Genomic DNA, 18,720 nt, shown 5'->3' on the forward strand with positions numbered 1-18,720 from the left:
ATGCGCCTCTTTGCCCCCGCACCCCTTAGCAGCATGCCGCTTGGCCAGGCGGCCAGCCTGCCAGCGCGCTACCTGGCGGCCCAGCCGCGCCTGGCTTGCCCCGGGCGCGCCGAGCCGCAGGGCGCCTCGGTCTGGGGGATTGTCTGCGCGCTCACCATGGCCTGGGCGAGCAGCGATCTGCAGGCGCAGGGCTTCTCCGATGGCACCGTGCCGGCGCAGGAGGCCAGCCAGGCCGATGCCACGCCGGTGCTGGAGATGCCGCTGCGCGTGCAGATGGCCGAAGCTGCGCCAGAAAGCCGCGATAGCGCGCCTGCGCTTGCCAGCAGCAACGCGCCCACCGCGAGCGCAGAAATGGCTGCTCCCACGCCGGCCGCCCCCGTCATTCCCGCCAGCACCGCACCTGCCGCCGCCTTGCAGCTGGCACCCAAGCTGATGCCCGGCACACTCGCGGGCAACGCGTCCCAGCAGCAGCTGCTTACAGCGCTCTACACGATGCTGAGCGACCACCCCGATGTGCGCAAGGCACGTGCTGCTGTCGAATCAGCCGGCTACGACACCCACACGGCTGAGGGCGCGCGCTGGCCCAGCTTCAAACTGGGCACCTCGGCCGGCAATGCGGCCCTGCCCCAGGGCGGGCGGCGCAGCTCGTACACGGCGGTGAACGCCGAGGTGCGCATGAATCTGCTCGATGGCGGCGCCATCAGCGCCGGCATCGAGTCGGCCCAGGCCATGGAAGCAGCGCAAGGCAGCGCCCTCTACACCACGCGCCAGAATGTGCTGCTCGATGCGCTGTCGGCCTTGCTCGAGCTGCACCGCTTCCAGACCAAGGCCCGCATTGCTGCCGAGTCGGCCGAGATCATCGGCCAGCTCGCCCGGGTCGAAGAGCGCCGCGCCGAACTGGGCGCCGTCGGCCGCAATGACCTGCGCCAGGCCGCATCGCGCCGCGCCAGCGCACTGGCCCAGCAAAATGCGCTGGAGGCCCAGCGCATCGATGCGCAGGCCCGCTTTACCCGGTTCTTCAACTACATCCCCAGCCTGTCCTGGCTGCCCGAGCCCCAGGTGCCCAGCTTCTGGGTGCCGACCAATGAGCAAGCGGCGCTGCTGGCCGCCGAGGACCAAAGCGCCGAGCTGCGCGAGATCGGCCACCTGATCGAGCGCGCCCAGGCCGAGGTCGAGCGCAGCAAGGCCCAGCGCTGGCCCACGGTGGCTGCAGTGGTCTCGCACACGCGCGATCCCAAGAGCGTGCTCTACACCGAAGGCACGCGCTACGGTGTGGAGCTGAACTGGAACTTTGGCAATGGCTTTGAGCTGCGCGACCGCATCCTCAAGGCCATCAGCGAGCTGCAGGCCCAGCAAGCCCAGCAAGAGGCCGTGCGCCGCCAGGTGCATGAGGCTGCGTCGTCCGCCTGGGGCCGCTGGCAGGCAGGCCGCGCCCGCGAGGCCCAGCTGCGCGATGCCGTGCGCGAAGCCAGTGCCGCCTTTGAAGGCTACCGGCGCCTGTTGGAAGTGGGCCGGGGCAACCTCTCGCAGGTGCTCGATGCCCAGCTCGACGTACAGCGCCTGATGCTGGACGCCGCCGACGCCATGTATGACCAGCGCATCAATGAATTGCGCCTGACCCGCACCACCGGCCAGTTGCTGCCCCGCGACTTGCCCGAGCACTGGCTGGACCAGCTCTTTGCCCAGCGCTCTGCGAATGCCCCCGCGCCTGCCGCTGCGCAGCGCCCCTTTACCGGCCCTGGCCCCGCGCCACTGGCTGGCAGCCGCGCAGCCCCCGCCCGGCCTGGAACAACGTATACCTCTGCCCCTGTTTTGACTGCGCAGCACCTGCCGCTGCGCCTGGACCACCGATGGGACACGCAGCTGCTCAGCCAGCCGCAAGGCCCTGGTGCGCCGCGCGCTCTGCGCTGGTAAGAGGTACGGGTTTCCACAGCGACAGGCGCTTGCCCACGCCTGCCACTGTTTTTCAGCTGGGCTATGTAAATGGAGAGCATCATGACCAACATCATCAAGAACTTCTGGAACGATGAAGAAGGCGCGACCGCCATTGAGTATGGGTTGATTGCGGGGCTGATTGCCGTCGGCCTGCTTCTTTCGCTGACACAGATCGGTGACAAACTGGCAGTGGTTTTCGCGAAGATCAGCACGGCATTAACCACCGCTGGCACAGCAGCCCCCTAAACCCATCAACGTGGCTACCACTGCCTTCACCTGGATCCTGCTGCTGTGGCTCGTCGCCATAGCAGTCATGGACCTGCGCAGCCGAAAGGTGCGCAACTGGATGGTGCTGCTGGGCCTGGCCACAGGCTTGGCAGCACTGTTCGGAGGTGCACAACCGTTCGACTTGATGGCCTGGCAAGGCCTGGCAGGTATGGCGGTGGCCTTTGTCGCCCTGCTGCCGCTGTACGCCATCCGCTGGATGGGCGCCGGGGATGTCAAGTTTGCGGCGGTGGCTGGGCTGTGGTTTGGACTGTCCCCCTATCTGCTGGCCATCTGGCTGGGTGCAAGCCTGCTTGCCGGTCTGCACAGCATGGTCGTATTGGGATGCCGCGTCCTGCTGCGCAGTCCCCAAGGCGCGCTTCTGCTGGCCAGGCTGCCCATGCTGCAACCCGTACTGGCAGCCGGTGCAGATGCGCCCGCCAACGACCGCCCCCGTGGTCCCCAGCGCAGCATTCCCTATGCCGGCTATATGGCCCTGGTGGCGATCGTGCTGATGATGCGCAACTCCGTGCCTTTCCAGGGTTGAAGGACTGCTGGCATGCACCTCTTTCCACCTCCACCGCCCATGTGTTTTGCTGTCGCCCCCTGGGCCGCACGCGCTGCCGCGACAGCAAAGCATATGCCGCTTTCAACTTCTAGGAGCCCTCGACCATGAACCTCACCAAGATACTGGCCGGCCTGCTGCTGGTCCTTGCCTTGGCCCTGGGCCTGGGCGCCTTGCTGCTGGGCCGCCAATCAGCCAACCGGCCCACTACGCCAATAGCAGATGCCAGCAGCGGTGATGCCGGCAAGCCAGCGCCCACCCATGCCGTCGTGGTCGCAGCCAAGTCCATTGCGGCAGGCCAGCGCCTGGTGGCAGACGACCTCAAGATCGCCCAGCTGCCAGTCGCCGTGGCCTCCAGCTTCTCCAACACCGATGCACTGCTGGGCCGCACGACCACGATGGCGTTGGTGGCCGATGCACCGCTCTTTGAGCAGCAGCTGATCAGCGGCTTGGCCTTGCAGGTCGAGCCCGGGCAACGCGCGGTGTCGGTCGGTATCCGCGAGGCCATGGCCGCCGGCCACCATGTGCGCCCCGGCGATTTTGTCGATGTGTTCTTTACGCTGGACGGCAAGACCGACGCGGCCGAGGTGGACAGCCAGACCCGGCTGCTTCTGGCGCGCACCCGGGTGCTGGCCTATGGCGCAGCCAGTGTCGAGAACCCGCCACTCACCCAGGCCCAGCGCCAGCAGGAAGAGCAAGAGGCGGCCAAGTCCGGCAGCAGCGCCAATGCGGCCAGGCGAAATACCCAAGATACCCAAGCGGCGCGCAGTGCTGCCACCGCCGTGCTGGCCGTGCCTTTGCAGGATGTGGAGCGCTTGACCCTGGCCGAGAAATATGGCCAGTTGAGCCTGGCATTGCGCCACCCCGATGACAGCCGCGTGCCCGATCCAGCGCTGTTCGCGACGCTGCCCACGGTGCTGCAGCCGGTAGCAGGCAAGCTGGCCAAGGGCGAGGAGCTGCAGGACATGGACCGCTCCTTTGCCGGCCTGCGCTTCAAGGACCTGGCAACGGGCGCCGACAGCAAGCCGGTGCGCCGCCCTGCCACCGTCACGCAGGCCAAGGCGCCAGCGCCGGCCGCGCCCCTGGCGCCAGCACGCACGCTGGAGGTCTACCAAGGCGCCAGCGTGCAGACCGTACGTTATTGATGGCAGCCGGGGTTGTCAGCCCCTGTTGACCGCGCCACCACAGGCGCACACGGGCCCGCAAGGCCCGGAACCAGAACGAGACAGACGAGGGAACCGACTATGAGAACCACCGCACTCGCATCCGCCGCCTGGCTGCCGCTGCTGGCCAGCGCCTTGGCCGTGCAGGCCCAGCCTCTGGCCCCCGCTGCCCTGAGCGCGCAACCCTTGGCGCTGGTGCAAGGCCAGCAGCAGCTGTTCAAACCTGGCATCGCCATTGCACGCATCGCCATTGGCGACCCGGCCGTGCTGGATGTGCAGGTGCTGGGCGAATTGCCCCAAACGGGCAAACCCGCCGCTGGCAAGGCTGCCGCCCCGCGCCCCGCCCGCCCGGCCGAGCTGCTGCTGACCCCCAAGGCCGCTGGCAGCACCACCTTGATGGTCTGGCCCAGCCAGGGCGAACCGCAGACCTGGAGCGTTGTGGTCAGCGGCCCGCGCCTCTTGCTGGAGCGGCGCCTGCAGTCCCTCCCCGAGCACGCGCGCGCCTCGGCAGAGCTGGCGGCCACTGCGCCCAAAGGCACGCCGTTGACCGACCGCGCCCAGGTGGATGTGCGCAGCAATACCGTGCAGGTCGATGTGCAGGTCGTGGAGTTCAAAAAGTCGGCCATGCGGCGCGCCGGCGTACAGCTCAACAGCGGCGGCGCCAATGACCATGGCTTCCAGTTTGGGGTCTACACCCCGGGCAGCAATGGCAGCAGCAGTGGCTCGTCGAGTGGCAGCAGTGGCAACGGCAGCGGTACCGACGGGGGCACCTCAGCCATTGCCAGCGCGATGAACCTGGTGCTTGGCTTTGGCCGGGCCTTCAGCGGCCGGGGCATTACCGCGCAGCTGGGTTTTTTGGAGGGCAATGGCCTGGCGCGCGTGCTGGCCAAGCCCACCCTGGTGGCCCACAGCGGCCAGACCGCAAGCTTTCTGGCCGGCGGCGAAATCCCGATCCCCGTGCCCAGTGGCGGCAGCAACAGCATTTCCATCCAGTACAAGGAGTTTGGCGTCAAGCTGCAGCTGACGCCGACCATTCTGTCCAACGAACGCATCGCGCTCAAGGTGGCGCCCGAAGCGAGCGACCTGGACTACACCCAGGGCGTGACGATCAATGACATCTCGGTGCCCGCGCTGCGCACCCGGCGTGCCGACACCTTTGTCGAGCTGGCCGATGGCGAGAGCTTTGTCATTGGCGGCCTGGTCAGCCGCTCGACCCTGTCCAATGTCAACAAGGTGCCCTTGCTCGGTGACCTGCCCATCCTGGGCACCTTCTTCAAGAACCTGAACTATTCGCAGGAAGAGACCGAGCTGGTGATCATCGTCACGCCCCGCCTGGTGCAGCCGCTGCCGGCGGGCACCAACCTGGAGGCACTGCTGCCCGGCGCGCAGCAGGAGCTGCCCAATGCGGGCCGCGTCTGGGCGCCGTATGCGGTAGGCGCGCCCTATGCCGACTCGCCCCTGCCCGGCTTTTCGTACTGATGCCATGAACAAGGACTCGCTCGCCCCCCACAGTGCAGGCTCCGCGCCCGAGAGCCCCTCGCTGGCCGACCTGCTCACCCCCAGGCCCGGGCAGGTCCGGCCTGCGCCGGCAGATGCCAGCGAGCGCCCGGCCCTGCGCGCCGTGCCGCCCTCACTGACCCCCGTGCCTGCCACCGCCAACCCCGCAGGCGACAGCCCAGCCACCGTGCCACTGCTGCTGGTGCAGGCGCCCGCGCCGCAAGGCGCGCTGGCGCTGGTCTGGATGCAGCGGCTGCTGGGCGGTGCCCAGCCCCATGTCGCCCCCAGCCTGTATACGGTGGCCGAGCAAGTGCAGCAGCTGCAGCCCCAGGCGGTGCTGGTGCAGTTTGACAGCGCCAATGTCGATGCCGCCACGGCGCTGGTGGCCCAGCTGCAGCAGGCCTTTCCGCATATCCCGCGCCTGGCGATTGGCCATGCACAAGACGCCCCATGCCTGCTGGCAGCATTGCGCGCCGGCGTGCAGGATTTCCTGGATCTGGATGCACCGCTGGACCCGGCCCAGCGCGTGGTGAGCCAATTGCTGGCCCGCCCGGCGGCCTTAGACCAGCGCCGTGCTGATGCCGCGCCCATCACCGCGCTGCTCTCGGCGCGTGCCGGCCTGGGTTGCAGCCTGCTGGCATCGCACCTGGCCTGGCATCTGCAAGAGGGCCTGAGCCCTGCGCGCAGCGGCAAGGCTGCTGTGCCTGCCAGCCACACAGCCGATGCGCAGAGCTTGCATGCCTTGCTGCTGGACATGGGCGCCTCGGGCGGAGATTGCGCCATCTACCTCAACACCCCGGGCGAGTTCAGCCTGGCCGATGCGCTCAGCCAGCAACGGCGCCTGGACAAGCGCATGGCGGCCAGCGCGCTGTCGCGCCACCCCAGCGGCCTGCGGCTGCTGACCATGCCGCGCCATGCTGCGCTGCCAGCGGCCGGAGAGATCGACGCGCTGGTCCAGCGCCTGGGCCAGTATTTTGAGCACCTGGTGCTGGACCTGGGCGCCGACACGCCCCTGCCGGTGATGGCCGAGGTGCTGCCCCAGGCCAGCCAGATCTGGCTGGTCTGCGACCAGAGCGTGGCCAGCGTGGTCTGGACTGCCGAGCTCCTGCAGCAACTGCAGGCCATCGGCATTGCGCCCGAGCGCATCGAGCTGATCGTGAACCGCCATGACAGCCGGCTGGAGCTGGCGGCCAGCCACATGGCGGCGCAGCTGCAACTGCCCTTGCTTGGCAGCATTCCCGAGCGCCGCCGGCCACTGATGCAGGAGGTCAACCGGGGCCTGCTGCTGCAGGCGCAGCGCCGCAGCGAGCCCTATGTGAAGGCGGTCGGCCAGCTCGCCGACCAGCTGCTGGCCGCGCACCATCCACAGCGTGTGGGCCACCGCAGCGGCGCGGCCGGGCCCTTGCAACACCTTCTCCAGCGCCTGCGCGGACACTGAAAACCACCATGACGACCACGGACTACACCACCTCCGCCGCCGCTGCCAGCGAGAACCTGCAGCATGCCCAGCTGCTTGCCGATCTCAAGAACCATGCCTATGAGCACCTGCTCAGCCGCATCGAGGAGCTGGGGGCGGAGTTTGGCCGCTGGTCCCAGGCGGCGATTGCGCAGTTTGTGAAGCTCGAGCTCGACAGTTTTATCCGACTGCATGCGGTACCGGTCAATGAGCAAGAGGCCCGCCAGGTGGCCGAGGCGCTCAGCCGTGAGCTCACCGGCCTGGGCCCGCTGCAGCCGCTCCTGGAAGATGCGCGCGTCGAGGACATCCTCATCAATGGCTACCGCGACATCTATGTCTCGCGCGGCGGCATGCTCGAGCGCGAGGCCTCGCACTTCAAGGACGACGAGCATGTGCTACGCATCGTGCGGCGCATTCTGGCGCCGCTGGGGCGGCGCCTGGACGAATCCAGCCCCATGGTCGATGCCCGCCTGCCCGATGGCGGCCGTATCAATGTGATCATCGGCCCGCTGGCCATCGACGGCCCCACGGTCTCGATCCGCAAGTTCCGCAAGGACCCGCTCACACCCAAAGACCTGGTCGAGCTGGGCAGCTTCAGCGAAGACATCTGCCGCATTCTGGAGATGGCCGTCAAGGCACGCTGCAACATCCTGGTGAGCGGCGGCACCAGCTCGGGCAAGACCTCCTTGCTCAACGCCCTGGCCAGCTTTATCCCGAGCAACGAGCGCATTGTGACCATCGAGGACACCGCCGAGCTCGCCCTGAACCACAGCCATGTCGTGCGGCTGGAGAGCCGCCCGGGCAGCTTCGATGGCTCGGGCCATGTGAGCATCCGCGACCTGCTGGTCAACAGCCTGCGCATGCGGCCCGACCGCATCATCGTGGGCGAAGTGCGCAGCGGCGAAGTGCTGGAGCTGCTCCAGGCGATGAACACCGGCCACGATGGCTCCATGGGCACCATCCATGCCAGCTCGCCGCGCGAATGCCTCTACCGCGCCGAGATGCTGGCCGGCTTTGCCGGCTTTCAGGGCAGCGAAGTGAGCCTGCGCCGCCAGATTGCCAATGCGGTGGACTTTATCGTGCAGATCGGCCGCCTCTCCAACGGCCGCCGGCGCCTGCTGTCACTGACCGAGGTGACTGGCATGACGGACAACATGATCTCCACCCAGGAGCTCTACCGCTACGAGGCCCAGACCGGCCCCGACGGCCAGGAACAGGACCAGTGGGTCTCCATGGGCATCTCGCCGCATTCGCCCAAATTGCTGGCCTGGTGGCGGGGCCAGCAGCAGGCAGGCAGCAGCGGAGGACCACGATGAACCTCCACCCCGCCGTCCTGGTCATCGCCGCCCTCGCCTGCGCGCTGCTGGCCCTGGCGCTGTGGCTGTTCTCCCGTGCGCGCCAGCAGCAGGCCCGGCAATCGATTGCCGGCCATATGCAGCGCAGCCGCGATATCCAGCGCGATCTGCTGGCCCCTTCTGCCGCCGCACCGATGCCCGGCATGGCAGCCGACCCCAGAGCTTCTGCAGCCTTGCCTGCTGCACTCACGCCCTCGGCCTCGGCGCGGCAATGGCTGTATGACCATCTGGGCTATGGCGCCTGGGGCATCAGCCCGCGCGGCCTGGTCATGATCGCCGGGCTCGGGCTGTTACTCGCGTGTCTGGTGGCACTGCAAGCAGGTGCTTTGCTGGGTCTGATGGTGCTGGCCGTCTATGCGCTGCTGACCTGGTTTGGCATTTGGCACCGGGTGAGCAAGCGCCGCGCCAAGATGCTCTCGCTGCTGCCGGGCTTTCTGGACAATATGGTGCGCCTGATCTCCATCGGCAACTCGCCCCATGCCGCCTTCCAGTTTGCCAGCGGCAATGTGCCCGAGCCGCTGGGCAGTGCCCTGCAGCATGTCAATGCCTCGCTCAGCGTCTCACCCGACCTGGGCCAGGCGATGACCCAGTTGGAGCGCACCTGGAAGCTGGCCGAGTTCGGGCTGCTCGCTGCCGTCTTCCGCATGAGCACGCGCTACGGCGGCCGGGTGGACCAGGTGCTCGAACGTGTGTCCGCCTATATCCGTGACCGCCAGTCGGCCGAGCGCGAGCTCCATTCCCTCTCGACCGAGGTGCGTCTTTCAGCTTGGATCCTGGCCTTGCTGCCCATCATCGTGGGCAGCTTGATCATGCTGCTGAACCAGGGCTACTTCCTGCGGCTGTGGCAAGACGGTACCGGCCAAAAAATGATCTTTATCGCAGCAGGCCTGGAAGTGTTTGGCTCCTTTCTGCTGTACCGGCTGGCACGCCTGAAATAGGGAGTCCGACTGATGTCTCGACCCACATTCCTGAACGACCGCCGTTATTCGCCTCCTCCAGAGCCTGTTTGCTGCACGGAGGATTGCCGATGACCAGCGATCAACTGTGGATTGCCAGCCTGGTGCTGGCTGCGCTGGGGCTGCTGATGCTCGCAGGCAGGCTGCTGCTGCGCCAGCACCGCAGCGAACGCACCGAGTTGCGCGTCGCGCAGCTGCTGCGGCAGCGCGAAGCGACAGCTGCAGTGATTCAGCCCTTCCCCATACCCGGGCTGCAAGCGCTGCCAAGCTCCGCATCGCAAAGCGAGCAAGAAGCGGCCCAGCAGATGATCGATCGTCTCAAGCCGCCTGCCTGGTTGGACACGGGCCTGGCCAAGGCCTTGTTTGCGGACGAGGACCGCAAGCTCATGGAGCAGGCAGGCATCGAGATGGCACGTGGCGCCTTCACATTTGTCACCAGCCGCATCTTGCTGTGCCTGGCCCTGCCTGTGTTGGCGCTGCTGATTTTCGAGCCACAGGGCACCACCGCCGTGTTCCAAGGCTTTGTAGCTTTCAGTCTGGGCCTGATGCTGCCCAAGTGGATTTTGCGCTCCAAGGCAACGACACGCCGCAAGCAAGTCGTCGAAGAACTACCCCTGTTTGTTGACCTGCTGCGCCTGCTGCAGGGCGTGGGCCTGAGCATTGACCAGAGCCTGCATATTCTGGCCTCTGAGTTTGGCAGTGTGCTGCGCGTGCTGAGCGCCGAGCTGGGCCTGGCCAACCGGCTCTACAGCTCGGGCCGCACCCGTGAGCAGTCGCTGCAGCGCCTGGCGATGCTGGGCGCGGACGACGACATGAGTGCCGTGGTCAATCTGCTGGTGCAGGTGGACCGGCATGGCGGCGCCGTGCAAGAACCACTGCGCGAGTTCAGCCTGCGCCTGCGTGAAAAGCGCCAGGCCAATTTCAAGGAAAAGATCGGCACGATCACGGTCAAGATGACCGGCGTGATGGTGCTGACCTTGCTGCCCGCCTTGATCGTGATTACGGCAGGGCCTGGCTTTACCGCGGTAATCCGCTCACTGTCGGCGATAGGAGGGAAATAACTATGCGCCATCACCTCAGCAACACCCGAACAGGTTCGATGCCGCTGCTGGCCTTGGCCGTTGCGCTGCTGACCGGCTGCGCCTCCAAGGGCCCGCAAGGCTATGGCGCCGCCGAGCAAAGCACGGCAGCGCAAGCCCAGCAGCAAATGGAAAAGGCCGCGCAGCTGACCCAGATCGACCCGCAGCAAACCTATCTGAACCTGATTCGCCAGATGCAGCAGGCCAACCAGTGGTATGCGTCGCTGGCGCACACGCAGGCCTTTGAGCGCCAGTACGGCAGCCAGCCGCAGATCCGGCTGATGCGCGCCGATGCACTGCGCAATACCGGCCAGGGCCCATTGGCTGAGCAAGGCTACCAGGCCCTGCTGGCAGACCCCGACAGCAGCACCGTGGCCCGTGCGCGGCGCGGCCTGGGCCTGCTGTATGCCAGCCAGGCCCAGTACCCCAACGCCATTGCGCAGCTGGAGATGGCACGCCAGATCAACCCCATCGATGCCGATGTGCTGAGCGACCTGGCCTACGCCCATATGCTGGATGGACAGACGGAGGCCGCCCATCTGCCAGTGCTGCAAGCGGCGCAGTTGGCCCCCGGCAATGCGCGGGTGCAGCTCAACTTGGCCCTCTACCTGATGGCGAGCGACCAGAAGGCCCAGGCCTCGCAACTGCTGCAGCGGCTTAGCCAGCCCGCCGCTAAGAATGTGCCCCCACTGATTGATGCGAATTCGATGCAGACTCTGCAAGCCCAGTTGCAGACGGTGCAGACCGCCATGCGCCGGCGCAACGGCGGCGAGTTGCCAACGCCCGCACCGGTTGCGGCAGCCCCCGCGCTGGACAGCCCAGCGCTTGCCGCCAGCCCGCTGACCGCACCGACAGCCGCGCCAGCCGCTGCCCCGGCTGCCCTGCCAACCGACGCAGAAGCCGCCAATCCATCCCCCGCCGTACCCACGGCCTTGCGCAGCGACGGCCCCGTGACCGCCCCTGCCCGCCCGATCGCGCCCTAGTCGCCCCAGAACCAGGAGTCCACCATGTCCCCCTCTCGCACTCTCCCCCACTGGCGCTTTGTACTGCTCGGCCTAGCCTCCTCTGTTTGCCTGCCGGCCTCGGCCCAGGCCCAGGTGCAGCCCGATGCCAGCCGTACCGTGGCTGCGGTCGAGGTTCAAGCACCCGCCACTGCCGATGCGGTGCGCGAGCAACCTGCCATCGCCCCTCCTGCCGTCAGTGCCCCGGCCGTGCCCCAGCCCTACATGCCGCTGCAGACCAGCAACGGCAAGCCCGTGTTGCAAGATCCGGAAGCCAGGCGCAAACGGGTCTTGGTCGTGGGCCGCGCTACCGAGCGTCTGCTGGCTATGCAGGTGGCGTCGCCCGGCGTGCATCCCCGCCCCATCGATGGCGAGCAGGCCAGCCGCAGCTACCAGCGCTATTTGAAGAGCTTTGAGACCAAGATCCCCGAGCGCTTTGATACCGGCCTGGATGTGAAGAAGTAAAGCCTAGCCGCCCAGGAGCCCAGCATGCGCCCGCACCTCCCCCCCTCCATGTACCGCTTCAGGCGTTCGCGCCAGCAGCGCGGGGTGTATGCGCTGGAGTGGGCGATCATCTTTCCGGTTTTTTTCTTGCTGCTCTACGGCATCGTCTGTTATGGGCTGACCTTTCTGGTGCGCCAGTCGATGCAGTACGCGGTCGAAGAAGGCGCCCGTGCTGCGCTGCGCTACCCCAGCTCCACCATCGTTGGGGCCAGCCCGCCCACCTGGGTACATCGCAGCCTGCAGGCGCGCCGCACCACTGCCAACGCACTGAACTGGCTGCCGCCAGCGCTCCGACCTGCCGAGGGCGATATCAGCTTTACCCTCTGCCGCCTGAACGACAGCAGCTGCAACCAAAACACCGCTTTCAACCCGGGGCTGGATTGCAATATCGACACCCCTTGCTTGGTACTCGTCAGCTACCGCATTGCAAACTATGGCCAGGGTGCCATTGCCCCTGCCATTCCCGGTTTGGGCCTCGTACTGCCCACCAGCCTCCAGGCCCAGGCCAGTGTGTTGGTCGATAGGAGGATGCTGTGAAACGCCCCGCCCTGAATTTACAGATTGGAAGCACTCGACGGCAAAGCGGCGTAGCTGCCATCGAGTTTGCGCTGATTGCCGTTTTCATGATCATCATGCTGCTAGGCCTGACGGTGTACTGGCGCGCTTTCCAGGCCCAGCAATCGCTGACCCGGGCTGCTGGCGATGGTGGGCGGGCCATTCTCAGTGTGCTGGCCGCAGGGGTGGGCGACCCTTGCCACCCACTACAGGCCATAGCCAACCGTTCCACCATCCAGCTGCGGGTAGAGCAATCGGTGCGCGCCAGCCTGGAACGCAGTGACATCCCTGGTACCGTCGCAAACCAGCTCACCGTCACTGCCATCCAGTGGCAAGGTGCATGCCCCAGCAGTGGCATAGGGAGCGCTAGCTTTGAGCTGCGCTATCGGCTAGCACCTATGTTCGGCACGCTGAACCCATGGATCGCCGAGCCCAGCCAGCTGTACGAAAAAACCGTGGTGCACTTTGCATCCATGTTGTGAGGAGGATTGTCATCATGTCCCCCCATCTCCCCCAAGCGCCTTTCCGCCGATCCGAGCGTGGTTCTGTGCTTGTGCAGTTTGCGCTGCTAGCCGCCGTGATTGTTACGCTGCTGGGTGTTGTGCAGATTGGCTATATGTACTATGCCAAGCGCGATCTGCAGCGCATGGCAGATATTGCTGCGATCGAAGCGGTTAATGCGATTACGTATGGAATCGATGGAACCTGCAACGACGGTAAGTTAGCAGGCAGACGAAGCGTATCAGGTCAGTTGCGTATGTCCATCAACCTCGATGAACCCGAGCCTGAGTGCGGACACTGGGACGGAAGCAAGGGCGACGCGATGCGTTTTGTTCCCTCCGGTGGTGGATCTCTGCTTAATGCAATGCGTGTGCAACTACGAGGCGAGGTGTTGCAGTTGCTCCCATTTTTAGGTTCACGCGTTATAACCGCCTCCGCTATCTCCGCTAAGGACAGTGAGCCGCTAGCCGCCTTTTCTATTGGCTCTCAACTGATGCGTTTTAACAAGAACGGCTTGCTTGGTCGTATCACTGCGGCGGTGGGCCTCGACATTGAGCGCCTGACCATCCTCGACAAGGATGGCATTGCCAACGCCAAGATCACGCCGGCAGGTCTGTTGAAGCTGATAGGTTTGCCCGTTGGTGTCAGTGACTTGTCCTTGCTCACGCCCAATGACCTGGCCAATGTCAACGCTTCGGTGCTCGACCTCATTGATGCAGCGATCAATGCCGGTGGGAGCAGCCTGCTCAATGCGGGGGTCGATATTGCCGCACTGATCGACCTGCGCGCCTACCTGTCGGCCTTTCAGCTCGCCAATGTCAAGGTACCGCTGGGTGGCGACAAGGGCTTGCTGGCACTGATCTCCGCTGGTGGCAATGCCTCGCCTATCGGTGCCAGCTTAGATGTAGCAGTGGAGCTGAGCGACCTGGTGCGCACGCAGTTGCTGCTGGCCAATGGAACCAATAGCGTCGTCCTAGGTCTTGGGCTGCCAGGTGTCTTGGGTGCCAAAATGACTGTCGTGGAGCCTCCTAGTTACGCGATTGGCGCAGCAACTGGGAAGACGAAAGCGCGAAGTGCGCAGGTGCGCCTGTCTATTGATATTGGCGAACAAAAGAATGTCAGCACCCCCAGCTTGCTGAGTGCATTGTTGGGCGGGCTGCTGGGCATCCGCGTCCACATTCCCATCCAGGTCGATCTGGTTCGCAGCACCGGCACCTTGGAAGCCATTCAGTGCACCCCTGACCAGAACGAACGCACCGCCAACATCTCAGTGCGCTCTGCTGTCGGCGATGTCTGCATTGGCGAGCTGGATGCCAACGGTGTCTGCCAAAAGACTGAGCTGGTCGATCTGAATCTGCTCAACCTGTTGGGAGGCCTGCGGGTGCAAGGCAAGCTGTCCACCTCGCTGCTGGAGGGCGTTCCGGATCGGCACAATGCCCAGGCTTGCCCCTACAACAACACCAAGCTGGATGAGTGTCTAGTCGGGATTCACGTCAATGAAAAAGACGTCAAGAGTAGTCCCAACAATCTACAGCTAGGCACGACAGTCGCCAACCTGCTCAAGCAAGTGCCAGCGCTGGTAGGTGATGCGAAAAATGCAGAGTACTACGGCGTTCTGGGAGGCCTGCTTGGAGGCTTGGTCGGTGGGCTTTTGGGAGGACTTAATGCCCTACTCAATGTGATCGTCACTGTGGTCACGGCCTTGCTAGCACCGTTGCTCAACACCATTGGAAGCGCGCTGGACCTGCTGCTGCAGGGACTAGGTATTGAACTGGGACGCGCAACCGTTGAAGTACTCAAAATCCAGTGCGATACCGCCCAGATCGTGCAATGAAGACAGGAGTGAGCGCAGCGACATGAAGAACCGAGGGAATAGAACGTGAATCAGAACGATTTGGTCATCTACGTCTGGGAAGGCCAAGCGGACATTGCAGAGCGCGTGGAGCGCTGCATGGTCAACTTGGATGTGGACGTGGTGCGCGCCGATGGCCTGAACCTGTCGCCCGTGGTGGCGCAGGGGGGCAACGCCATTGCCGTGGTGAGTGTGTCGGTGCTGGAAGGTGCGCGCTTTACGCGCCAGGGGATCGAGGGCAATTTTGGCGGCATGCCGGTGCTGTGGGTCAGCGCCAAGCCGCGTGGTGAAGGGCCGGGCACCTATGCCACCGAGTACTCCCATGTGCTGCCCTTTGACTTTACCGGCGCAGAGCTGCGCGCGATGCTGGTGCGCATTGTGCGGCGCCTGCAAAGTACCAAGCACAAGCAGCCGCGGGGCGACGACATCATCGCCGAGGCCGAGTGCATGCTGGCCCTGCTGCGCGATGTGGACACCTTTGCCGACTGCGAGCACAGCGTGCTGATCTTTGGCGAGACGGGCACCGGCAAGGAACGCGTGGCCGAACGCCTGCATGAACGCAACACGCACTACGGCCAGGGGCCCTTTGTCGTGGTCAACTGCGGCGCGATCCCCGACGGCCTCTTTGAATCGCTGTTCTTTGGCCATGCCAAAGGCTCGTTCACCGGTGCGGTGACGGCGCACAAGGGCTTTTTCGAGCAGGCCAACGGCGGCACCCTGTTTCTCGACGAGATCGCCGATCTGCCGCTCTACCAGCAGGTCAAGCTGCTGCGCGTGCTCGAAGAGCGCACGGTCACCCGGCTGGGCGCCACATCGCCGGTGGCGTTGGATTTCCGCCTGGTGGCGGCCACCAACAAATCGCTGCGCGAGCTGGTGCATGCCGGGCGCTTCCGCGCCGATCTGTTCTTTCGCCTGGCGGTGATCGAGCTGCAGATGCCGAGCCTCGAAGAGCGGGGCGAGGCCGACAAGCTGGCCATCTTCAACAGCATCCTGCGCAAGGTGGTGGGCGAGGAGATGATGGAGCGCCTGGGCGGGCCGCCGATGTTCATTCTCGACGCGATTGCGCAGATGTACTTCCCCGGCAATGTGCGCGAGCTGCGCAACCTGGCAGAGCGCATTGGCGTGGCCGCCCGCCAGACCCAGGACTGGCATGCCGGCGGCGCCACCGATCGCCTGCTGGTGCAGGCCCAGAGCCTGTCGGCGGCGACCTTTCCGCTGGAATCCCATGCGGCCGGACCGCTGCTGGCCGAGCGCGGCAACTGGGACCAGGAAGAGCGCAACCGCATCATCGAAGCGCTGCATGCCAACAGCTGGAAACGCCAGAACACCGCCCAGCAGATGGGCATCAGCCGCAAGGTGCTGTGGGAGAAGATGCGCAAATACCAGATCTCGGACGGCGAGCCACTCGTGCCCCTGGCACCGGCCGCCGCGCAGCCCAATGACCACCTGCCCCTGTGACCCTTGACGCCGAGCCCTTGCCGACCATGACAGACAAACCCCTGATCGTTTTTGTAGGCGCGGTCTACCCGAGCCAGTACAGCCTGCTGTGCAGCCACCTGCGTGCCCAGGGCATCGCAGATGCCTGGTTCATGACCACGCCCGGCCACAAGGCCAACCATGAAAAGCACTGCGACCACCTGCTGTCCTTCCAGCCCGATGGCCTGATCGTCGGCCCCCAGAGCTACTACTACTCGGACAAGGTCGAGCGCTCGGCCCGCATCTGCCGGGGCGTGCTCAAGGCGCTGGAAGACTTTGAAGCCGCCCAGGGCCGCAAGATCGATGTGGTGGTGGCCCATTCGCTCTGGGGCGCGCCCAACTGGCTCTATGGCGAGCTGCAAGCCGCCATCATCAGCTATATCGAGTTCCCCAGCTACCTGGCCCATGGCTGGGATGCCGCCTACCCGCCGGACCAGGCCCAGCGCCTGGGTGACCGCAACACCGAGATGCTGAGCTTCCACCAGGTGCTGTGCAGCGACCTGACCATCGTGCCCAGCGCCTATGCGCGCTCGATGTTCCCGCCGCTGCTGCAGGACCGGATTGCGGTGCAGTTCGAGGGCTTTGATATCCAGCCGCCGCTGCGGGATTTTGGTGCTACCGGCGATGCAGCGGACGATACCCAAAAGCCTTTCACCATCGCGTTCTCGGCGCGCGATCTCTCGAGCGCCAAGGGTTTTGAGACCTATATCCGGCTGGTGGACCGCATGGTGCGCGAAGGCGATGGCCACAACACCCGCTTTATCGCCATCGGTGATGCCAAGGCCTCCACCTACGGCTATGAGCAGCAGTGGGTGGAGCGGCGCTATGGCGGCAAGGTGGAAAGCTTTCGCGACCACCTGCTCAAGGTCTACCCCGCCGCCGATGTGATCGAGTTCCCCGGCCACCTGCCCTATGACCAGTTCTCGGCGCTGCTGGCCGAGGTCGATCTCTTCCTCTACCCGCTGCGCTATGGCGTGGCCAACTGGGGGCTGATGGAGATCCTGGCGCGCGGGGGCTGCGTGATTGGCTCCAACTGGGGCTTTGCGCCCGAGCTGATTGCCCACAACGTCAACGGCCTTTTGCTGCCCGACAACGACGACGACTGGATCGAGGCGATACGGCAGCTGCGCAAGGACCCGGCCCGGCGCCAGCGCTATGCCCAGGCTGCGCTGGAGACCGGCAAGGCCTACCATATCGCCAAGGTGGCGCCCCGCTTTATGGCGCTGTTTGAGCGGGCAATGGCCAACCGCAAGGCGCAGCTGGTGGCGCCGCGCTGATACCAGCGCTGTTGTTTAGGCCGCTTGCTTCCAACGCGCGAAGCCCTGCGCGCGCAACGCACAGGCCGGGCATTCGCCGCAGCCATAGCCCCAGTCATGGCGCTCGCTGCGGTCGCCCTGGTAGCAGGTGTGGGTGTCTTCCTGCACCAGCGCGGTCAAGGCGTCGCCGCCCAGGTCCTGCGCCAGCTGCCAGGTCGCAGCCTTGTCGATCCACATCAGGGGGGTCTCCACCACCAGCTGCCGGCCCAGGCCCAGGCTCAGCGCCACCTGCATGGCCTTCATCGTGTTGTCGCGGCAGTCGGGATAGCCGGAGAAATCGGTCTCGCACATGCCGCCCACCAGCACCGTGCACTGGCGGCGGTAAGCCACCGCAGAGGCGAGGGTCAAGAACACCAGGTTGCGCGCTGGCACAAAGGTATTGGGCAGGCCATCGGCCTGGTAGGCCAGTGCGGCATCACGGGTCAGCGCCGTATCGCTGATCTGGCCGAGCACATCGATGTTCAGCAGATGGTCCTCCCCCAGCTTTGCCGCCCACTGCGGAAACTGCGCGCGCAAGTGAGCCAGCACGGTGCTGCGGCATTCCAGCTCCACCCGGTGGTTCTGGCCGTAGTCAAAGCCAATCGTTTCGACCTGGGCATAGCGGCTCAAAGCCCAAGCCAGGCAGACGGTGGAATCCTGTCCACCCGAAAAAAGTACCAGCGCCTTGGCGTCTTGCATGCTGCGCTTCTCCATCCATCAAAAATCAAAAACCAGGCCTATATAGGCAATGACCGCTGGCCTAGCTGCGCTCACCCCAGGCCGTGCTGGCATCGGTCAGCGCATCGCTGCGCGTGGCCGAGAGTATCGCGTCGAGCAGGCCGGGAAAGCGGGCATCGAGGTCCTCGCGCCGCAGCGACAGCAGGTTCTCGCGCCCGGCAGGGCGCTGCCAGATCACGCCGCTGCTGCGCAGCACGCGCCAGTGGTGCGTCATCGTCGACTTGGTCTGGTCGCGCAAAAGCGCCGTGCAGCTGCGCTCCTGGCCATCGGCCAGCACACGCACTACCGCCAGGCGCGTGGGGTTGCCCAGGGCGGTGAGCACATTTTCCAAATGGATCTGCGCAGCTTCAGGGTGGTGAGGAATCATCCGGGGTCCATGCGCCAAAGGGGCGCGCATCGGCTGCAACAGCCGGGTCATTGCCAAAGGGCGCCATTCTGCCTGGGTCTGCAGCATTGGCAGCACGATAGCCAGTATTGTCCCCAATCGGGCAATACCCATGACGACAGTACGATTGTCTTCGTACTATT

Annotated in this window: 18 protein-coding genes; 16 read left to right on the top strand and 2 right to left on the bottom strand. The window is 65.3% G+C overall.

Annotation, left to right across the window (positions count from 1 at the left end):
- The 16 genes from WH265_RS01875 to WH265_RS01950 all read left to right on the top strand — a co-directional run bounded on the left by WH265_RS01875 (nt 1) and on the right by WH265_RS01950 (nt 17,436).
- Nucleotides 1–1,914, top strand: coding sequence for a TolC family protein (locus WH265_RS01875; RefSeq protein WP_339557147.1), 1,914 nt, complete (start codon nt 1–3; stop codon nt 1,912–1,914).
- Between the two features lie 81 nt (nt 1,915–1,995).
- A complete protein-coding gene (locus tag WH265_RS01880) occupies nt 1,996–2,181 on the top strand; it encodes a Flp family type IVb pilin (RefSeq protein WP_339557148.1) in 186 nt (61 codons plus the stop codon).
- Between the two features lie 10 nt (nt 2,182–2,191).
- Nucleotides 2,192–2,746 carry an A24 family peptidase gene (locus tag WH265_RS01885; RefSeq protein ID WP_339557149.1) on the top strand — a complete coding sequence of 185 codons (555 nt, stop codon included), beginning with the start codon at nt 2,192–2,194 and terminating at the stop codon, nt 2,744–2,746.
- Nucleotides 2,747–2,871: 125 nt separating this feature from the next.
- Nucleotides 2,872–3,909, top strand: a complete 1,038-nt coding sequence (gene cpaB, locus WH265_RS01890; RefSeq protein ID WP_339557150.1) for a Flp pilus assembly protein CpaB — start codon at nt 2,872–2,874, stop codon at nt 3,907–3,909.
- 99 nt (nt 3,910–4,008) lie between these two features.
- Nucleotides 4,009–5,406 (top strand): type II and III secretion system protein family protein, encoded by a 1,398-nt coding sequence (locus WH265_RS01895; RefSeq protein ID WP_339557151.1) that lies wholly within the window; start codon nt 4,009–4,011, stop codon nt 5,404–5,406.
- A 4-nt stretch (nt 5,407–5,410) separates the two neighbouring features.
- Nucleotides 5,411–6,862, top strand: coding sequence for an AAA family ATPase (locus tag WH265_RS01900; protein WP_339557152.1), 1,452 nt, complete (start codon nt 5,411–5,413; stop codon nt 6,860–6,862).
- Nucleotides 6,863–6,870: 8 nt separating this feature from the next.
- Nucleotides 6,871–8,196, top strand: a complete 1,326-nt coding sequence (locus tag WH265_RS01905) for a CpaF family protein (protein ID WP_339518568.1) — start codon at nt 6,871–6,873, stop codon at nt 8,194–8,196.
- Entirely contained in the window at nt 8,193–9,173 is a 981-nt protein-coding gene (locus WH265_RS01910) for a type II secretion system F family protein (RefSeq protein ID WP_339557153.1), read from the top strand. The genes WH265_RS01905 and WH265_RS01910 overlap by 4 nt, the downstream gene beginning before the upstream one ends.
- An 89-nt stretch (nt 9,174–9,262) precedes the next feature.
- Nucleotides 9,263–10,252 (top strand): type II secretion system F family protein, encoded by a 990-nt coding sequence (locus WH265_RS01915; protein ID WP_116924058.1) that lies wholly within the window; start codon nt 9,263–9,265, stop codon nt 10,250–10,252.
- Between the two features lie 2 nt (nt 10,253–10,254).
- Nucleotides 10,255–11,253 (top strand): tetratricopeptide repeat protein, encoded by a 999-nt coding sequence (locus WH265_RS01920; RefSeq protein ID WP_339557154.1) that lies wholly within the window; start codon nt 10,255–10,257, stop codon nt 11,251–11,253.
- 24 nt (nt 11,254–11,277) lie between these two features.
- Nucleotides 11,278–11,736 (top strand): DUF3613 domain-containing protein, encoded by a 459-nt coding sequence (locus WH265_RS01925; protein WP_339557155.1) that lies wholly within the window; start codon nt 11,278–11,280, stop codon nt 11,734–11,736.
- Nucleotides 11,737–11,760: 24 nt separating this feature from the next.
- Nucleotides 11,761–12,312, top strand: coding sequence for a TadE/TadG family type IV pilus assembly protein (locus tag WH265_RS01930; protein WP_339557156.1), 552 nt, complete (start codon nt 11,761–11,763; stop codon nt 12,310–12,312).
- On the top strand, nt 12,309–12,812 hold the full coding sequence (locus WH265_RS01935; protein ID WP_339557157.1) for a TadE/TadG family type IV pilus assembly protein: 504 nt from the start codon (nt 12,309–12,311) through the stop codon (nt 12,810–12,812). Before WH265_RS01930 ends, WH265_RS01935 begins: the two co-directional genes overlap by 4 nt.
- Nucleotides 12,813–12,826: 14 nt before the next feature.
- A complete protein-coding gene (locus WH265_RS01940; protein ID WP_339557158.1) occupies nt 12,827–14,665 on the top strand; it encodes a TadE/TadG family type IV pilus assembly protein in 1,839 nt (612 codons plus the stop codon).
- A gap of 45 nt (nt 14,666–14,710) precedes the next feature.
- Nucleotides 14,711–16,141: a sigma-54 dependent transcriptional regulator gene (locus WH265_RS01945; protein ID WP_339557159.1), complete on the top strand. Its 1,431-nt coding sequence runs from the start codon at nt 14,711–14,713 to the stop codon at nt 16,139–16,141.
- A gap of 26 nt (nt 16,142–16,167) precedes the next feature.
- Nucleotides 16,168–17,436: a glycosyltransferase gene (locus tag WH265_RS01950; RefSeq protein ID WP_339557160.1), complete on the top strand. Its 1,269-nt coding sequence runs from the start codon at nt 16,168–16,170 to the stop codon at nt 17,434–17,436.
- A gap of 15 nt (nt 17,437–17,451) precedes the next feature.
- On the opposite strand, the gene queC is transcribed toward WH265_RS01950, so the two are convergent.
- Together queC and WH265_RS01960 are read right to left on the bottom strand one after the other, a co-directional pair.
- Complete coding sequence (queC, locus tag WH265_RS01955; protein ID WP_339536457.1) at nt 17,452–18,153, bottom strand: 7-cyano-7-deazaguanine synthase QueC; 702 nt, start codon at nt 18,151–18,153, stop codon at nt 17,452–17,454.
- 61 nt (nt 18,154–18,214) lie between these two features.
- The gene (locus WH265_RS01960; protein ID WP_133858464.1) at nt 18,215–18,559 is read right to left on the bottom strand and encodes an ArsR/SmtB family transcription factor; all 345 of its coding nucleotides are present in this window, start codon (nt 18,557–18,559) and stop codon (nt 18,215–18,217) included.
- Between the last annotated feature and the right edge of the window lie 161 nt (nt 18,560–18,720).

The organism is Comamonas sp. MYb396, assembly GCF_037479555.1.
Lineage (GTDB): Bacteria > Pseudomonadota > Gammaproteobacteria > Burkholderiales > Burkholderiaceae_C > Comamonas.

What these genes read in the sequence shown, in the direction of transcription:
- WH265_RS01910 (WP_339557153.1), top strand. Translation starts at nt 8,193, where the DNA reads ATGAACCTCCACCCCGCCGTCCTGGTCATCGCCGCCCTCGCCTGCGCG.
- WH265_RS01895 (WP_339557151.1), top strand. Translation starts at nt 4,009, where the DNA reads ATGAGAACCACCGCACTCGCATCCGCCGCCTGGCTGCCGCTGCTGGCC.
- WH265_RS01880 (WP_339557148.1), top strand. Translation starts at nt 1,996, where the DNA reads ATGACCAACATCATCAAGAACTTCTGGAACGATGAAGAAGGCGCGACC.
- WH265_RS01950 (WP_339557160.1), top strand. Translation starts at nt 16,168, where the DNA reads ATGACAGACAAACCCCTGATCGTTTTTGTAGGCGCGGTCTACCCGAGC.
- WH265_RS01960 (WP_133858464.1), bottom strand. Translation starts at nt 18,559, where the DNA reads ATGATTCCTCACCACCCTGAAGCTGCGCAGATCCATTTGGAAAATGTG.
- WH265_RS01915 (WP_116924058.1), top strand. Translation starts at nt 9,263, where the DNA reads ATGACCAGCGATCAACTGTGGATTGCCAGCCTGGTGCTGGCTGCGCTG.
- queC (WP_339536457.1), bottom strand. Translation starts at nt 18,153, where the DNA reads ATGCAAGACGCCAAGGCGCTGGTACTTTTTTCGGGTGGACAGGATTCC.
- cpaB (WP_339557150.1), top strand. Translation starts at nt 2,872, where the DNA reads ATGAACCTCACCAAGATACTGGCCGGCCTGCTGCTGGTCCTTGCCTTG.
- WH265_RS01905 (WP_339518568.1), top strand. Translation starts at nt 6,871, where the DNA reads ATGACGACCACGGACTACACCACCTCCGCCGCCGCTGCCAGCGAGAAC.
- WH265_RS01930 (WP_339557156.1), top strand. Translation starts at nt 11,761, where the DNA reads ATGCGCCCGCACCTCCCCCCCTCCATGTACCGCTTCAGGCGTTCGCGC.
- WH265_RS01875 (WP_339557147.1), top strand. Translation starts at nt 1, where the DNA reads ATGCGCCTCTTTGCCCCCGCACCCCTTAGCAGCATGCCGCTTGGCCAG.
- WH265_RS01940 (WP_339557158.1), top strand. Translation starts at nt 12,827, where the DNA reads ATGTCCCCCCATCTCCCCCAAGCGCCTTTCCGCCGATCCGAGCGTGGT.
- WH265_RS01925 (WP_339557155.1), top strand. Translation starts at nt 11,278, where the DNA reads ATGTCCCCCTCTCGCACTCTCCCCCACTGGCGCTTTGTACTGCTCGGC.
- WH265_RS01900 (WP_339557152.1), top strand. Translation starts at nt 5,411, where the DNA reads ATGAACAAGGACTCGCTCGCCCCCCACAGTGCAGGCTCCGCGCCCGAG.
- WH265_RS01920 (WP_339557154.1), top strand. Translation starts at nt 10,255, where the DNA reads ATGCGCCATCACCTCAGCAACACCCGAACAGGTTCGATGCCGCTGCTG.